Source organism: Vibrio sp. 1401, assembly GCF_033340295.1.
Map to the genome: position 1 here is coordinate 1 of NZ_JAWOWF010000873.1, position 510 is coordinate 510.

Annotated in this window: 1 protein-coding gene and 1 pseudogene; both read right to left on the bottom strand. The window is 41.2% G+C overall.

From position 1 onward, the window contains the following. The coding region (locus R7Z77_RS28635; protein WP_318137471.1) for a sugar phosphate nucleotidyltransferase at positions 1 to 285 on the bottom strand (285 nt) is incomplete at its 3' end. Between the two features lie 68 nt (positions 286 to 353). Continuing rightward, positions 354 to 510, bottom strand: a pseudogene (locus R7Z77_RS28640) (UDP-glucose 6-dehydrogenase); the annotation flags it as partial.

A 510-nucleotide genomic window follows, 5' to 3' on the forward strand; every position in this document is an offset into this window, starting at 1 on the left:
CGCAGAATCAATCAAAGAACGAATATCATCAAGCAGCGCTTCTTTACTTGTACCGCTAATTTGATGCTCTAGCTCGTAGTTTTTATCAAAGTGATCCATTAACGAGTGCTTACCACGACCCGTGACGATGCACATACCGTCCATGCCGGCTTCAATCGCTTCTTCAACACCGTATTCAATCAATGGCTTGTTCACCACTGGCATCATTTCTTTCGGCATCGACTTAGTTGCAGGAAGGAAACGTGTACCGTAACCCGCTGCAGGGAATAAACATTTTTTAATCATAACCATTACCAACTAAAAAAAGGCTCCTCTGAGGGAGCCTATTAGATTATTTTGAATATAAAGACTAATTAATCGCTACCAAACAGGTCGCGTGTGTAAACTTTATCAGCCACATCAGCAAGTTCTTCAACCATGCGGTTAGAAACGATCACATCCGCGGCTTGTTTAAACTCGTTAAGATCACGAATCACACGAGAATTAAAGAAATCGTCTTCTTTTAATACT